Raw genomic sequence first — 3,674 nt, forward strand, 5'->3', positions numbered from 1 at the left:
CTTCGTCGTCATCGGCGGCGGCTTCTCCGGGGTCGAGGTCGCCGGCGAGATCAGCGATTTCCTCACCGAGAGCCGACGCTGGTATCGGCATTCGCAGCTGGAGCCGGCACGGGTGGTGATCGTCCATGGCGGTGCGCATCTGATGCCAGAGCTGCCAGAGCGATTGGGCCGCTTCACCGAGCGTCAGCTGTCGCGCCATGGCGGGGTCGAGGTGCGGCTCGGGACCCGCAGTGAGGCCATCGATGCGCAGGGCGTCGAGCTCAACAAGGGCAGCCGCATCGATGCCGGCACCGTGATCAGTACCATCGGCACGACGTCGAATCGGCTCATCGATGCCCTACCTGCGGAGAAGGAACGCGGTCGCTTGCGCGTCGAGGCCGATATGTCGGTGCCTGGTCTGCCGGGGGTCGGGGCCATTGGCGATTGCGCGGCGGTGCCGAACGACCGTGCCGATGGAGCGCCCTGCCCGCCGACGGCGCAGTTCGCGTTGCGCCAGGGGCCGCAGCTCGCGGCCAATATCGCCCGCCAGGTGCACGGCGAGCCGACCCGCGTGTTCGGCTACCAGCCCAAGGGCCTGATGTCGGCCATCGGCCATAACCGCGCCGTCGCCCGCGTCTACGGCATCAATCTGTCCGGGTTCATCCCCTGGCTGCTGTGGCGCGGCTTCTATCTGCTCTATATCCCGACCCTGGCGCGCAAGGCGCGGCTCTATCTGGAGTGGAACTGGGCGATGTTCTTCCCGCCCGATATCGCCCATCTGCGCTTTACACGGACAGTCGATGACAGCAGCGATGATGTGTCCCAGGATCAAGGTGCCCAAGGCGTGACGGAACGCTCGCCAACCTCTGTCGCCGAGCGTGTCTGACAGCTCTGCTGCCGCTGTTACTGTTACAGCCTCTCGTCGCGGTTGCTCAACGTCCTCTTTGACCAGTCGCGAATCGCGCCGACGATCGCCTCCGGGGCATCTTCCTGAATGAAGTGGCCCGCATCTTCCAGCAACACCGTTTCGTGATCAGGAAACAGGGACTCAAAGCGATCGCGCTCCGGTTTCTGGAAGGCGAAGTCCTTCTCTCCCCAGAGCAACAGCACCGGTCGGTCGGATAGACGCGGGAGGTTGCGGTAGACATCGCCCAAAAAGTCGCTGGCGTTGCGCAGCTGGGCCGGAAAGATGTGGGTCGGCGAACGGCTGTCGGTACGCGAGAATGGGCCGAGATACATGGCTAGCTCAGGGTCGCTGAGCTGACCGGCGACGCCGCGCGACATGAAGGCCCGCACCACGCCGTTGCAGCACCAGGCGCTGAGCTGGCCGGGCCATCCACCCATCACCATGCTGAAGACCTTGTGCCGCAGCCGCTCCAGCGGCCAAGCCCAGGTATTGCCGATCACAAAGCCCTTGAAGCGCTCGGGCTGCTGCAGCGCGACCTTGAAGCCGATCGGGCCACCCCAGTCCTGCATCATGATGAGGGCATCCTGGAGATCGAGCTTTTCGACCAAGGCACCAACCACCTGAGCCTGTTCTGCGGCGGTAAAGCCGAAGCTGCGACTGGCCGTCGAGAGGCCGAATCCAGGGTAGTCCGGCACGACCAGCCGGTACTCTTCCTTCAGTCCATTGATGAGCTGACGGTAGAGGAAGGACCAGGTTGGGTTGCCATGTAAGAGCAGCAACGTCTGACCTTGCCCCTCGTCGAGGTAGTGGAGACGACTGCCGTCCGGCAAGTCCATGAACTGTGATTGGAACGGATACCGCGCTCGGTCGAGCACGAACCCATCCGGGGTTGGATCGGTCAGGTACAGCCAGGCGACAGCGATCGCGATGCCAAGGGCGAGCAGACCGAGCACGAAGAGGATGGCATTCATGGCGAGCACCTGAACCATACCCGAATGGGACGATACCAAATGAGCCGACACCGAATGGGACGAGGTCGCATGGGTTGAAATCGAATCGACCTAAGCCGAGGGATCAACGGTTGGCGTGCCTGTGCTCGATGCCTGTTTCCGGTGCCCAGACGCATCGCTTGCGGCTCCAAGGGCGCTCAACCGTTGCAGCGAAACGAGATGCAGCAGCAGGAAGATCGGCACCACGTAGAGCGGAATCAGATCGAAGGCGATGTCCGGCGAGTGATCACGCAACACGATCAAGACACCCAGCGTGAGCACCACGGCAAAGTCCAAGATCCCAACCAGATTGCCGCCAATGATGGCCCGACGCTCGCGATCCGCATCGAGCGGGTCCGATCCGGCTCTCAGATACCTGAGGGCGAGGAAGGCGCCGATGCCTGCGGCGATATCGCCCAGCCCACCAAGGTACTGAAACCACAGCGGCAAGGCCGCGGTAAAGAAGAACATGGCACCGAACATCGCCCGCATCTGCTGAAGACGCAAGACCTCCCGCGTCGGCACGGCGTCGACAACCGCTCGCAGGGGCCTCCAAGCGCGCGCTGCCAGAAAACCGATCGCCGTGAGGACCACGACCGTCAGGAAGAACGCCAACTGGGGCATTCCAGTGGCACTGAAAAAGCCATTCGCCAGCAACCGATAGACGCCGGCGAGCCAGAGCATGCAGGTCGAGCCGATGATGATCAAGAGCGGCGCCCTCGCCCCCGATGCGCGCAAGGCGGCCAGGACCATCAGGGTGAACAGGATCTCCAGGGCGACGAGGGTTGTGGCGTAAACGGGTTCGTTCATGCATTCCTCCGGTCAATGAGCGGGTTTCTTGCGGTCTTGGTTTCTCAGACCATCTAGTCTGTAAGGCCGGAGGATAGAACAGACCAACTGGTTTGTCTATAGTGTGCGAGCCGCTAAAAGAGACCACAGTCGAGGTCACCAGGAGTCCTTCGCGATGACGAGCAGAAACCCGCAACAAACCAGAGATAACCTGATACAGACGGCCTTTCAGGAGATTCACCGTCATGGTTTTCAGGGCATGCGGGTCGATGAGGTGTTGCGGCTATCCGGCCTGAGAAAGGGCGCGTTCTACCATCACTTCAGCAGCAAGACGGCGTTGGGCTACGCGGTGGTGGAGGAGCAGATCAGACCGTTGGTGCGCTCGATCTGGCTCGAGCCCCTTGCAGGGATGGACGACCCGATTCGCGAGCTGCCCCGGATGCTGGACGCGCTACCGGAGCGGATACCGCCGATGATGCGCGAGCACGGCTGCCCGCTGAATAACCTGGCCCAGGAGATGGTCGATCAAGACGAGGGATTTCGTCAGCGTCTCCTCGAGGTGCTCAACGAGTGGATCGGTGCGCTGGAGGCGACGGTCGAGCGCGGCAAGATACGGGGATACCTGCGCGACGATATCGACAGCCGGGCCGTTGCCCGCTTCATCGTTGCGGCGCTGGAGGGATGTATCGGCTTGGCCAAGGTTGATCGATCGCCCGAGCACTGGGGCGCCTGTCGGTCTCAGATTGCAGGCTATCTGGAGACACTGAGACCGGTCGCAGGGTAGCACTGTCGTTCTCTCACCAAGGATCGCGATCGGCCGAAATACGCACTGACAGTATGCCGCGGCAAGGCGATGCTCACGCCGGAGCAGATGAGGTTCAGGAACCCCTGACACCTGTGTCGATCATGCCCTGATAGCACGTTGGAAAGGCAGATCCAGCGTGCTCGAACACAGCCTCAGTCCGCCCGCCAAACCACCAACTTCTCGATGCGCATCTCCTCGAAGCTAT

At 62.4% G+C, this 3,674-nt stretch carries 4 protein-coding genes; 2 read left to right on the plus strand and 2 right to left on the minus strand.

The features are described from left to right. Positions 1–865: NAD(P)/FAD-dependent oxidoreductase (locus ACY693_RS16615; RefSeq protein WP_462322923.1), on the plus strand; the 865-nt coding region annotated here is incomplete at its 5' end. Between the two features lie 23 nt (positions 866–888). On the opposite strand, the gene ACY693_RS16620 is transcribed toward ACY693_RS16615, so the two are convergent. Continuing rightward, positions 889–1,857, minus strand: a complete 969-nt coding sequence (locus ACY693_RS16620) for an alpha/beta fold hydrolase (protein ID WP_462322924.1) — start codon at positions 1,855–1,857, stop codon at positions 889–891. Positions 1,858–1,947: 90 nt separating this feature from the next. Next, the gene (locus ACY693_RS16625; protein WP_462322925.1) at positions 1,948–2,685 is read right to left on the minus strand and encodes a hypothetical protein; all 738 of its coding nucleotides are present in this window, start codon (positions 2,683–2,685) and stop codon (positions 1,948–1,950) included. A 154-nt stretch (positions 2,686–2,839) separates the two neighbouring features. Between ACY693_RS16625 and ACY693_RS16630 the strand changes: the two genes are divergently transcribed. After that, positions 2,840–3,448: a TetR family transcriptional regulator C-terminal domain-containing protein gene (locus ACY693_RS16630; protein ID WP_462322926.1), complete on the plus strand. Its 609-nt coding sequence runs from the start codon at positions 2,840–2,842 to the stop codon at positions 3,446–3,448. Positions 3,449–3,674 lie beyond the last annotated feature (226 nt).

The sequence above is a fragment of the Halochromatium sp. genome, assembly GCF_054919635.1.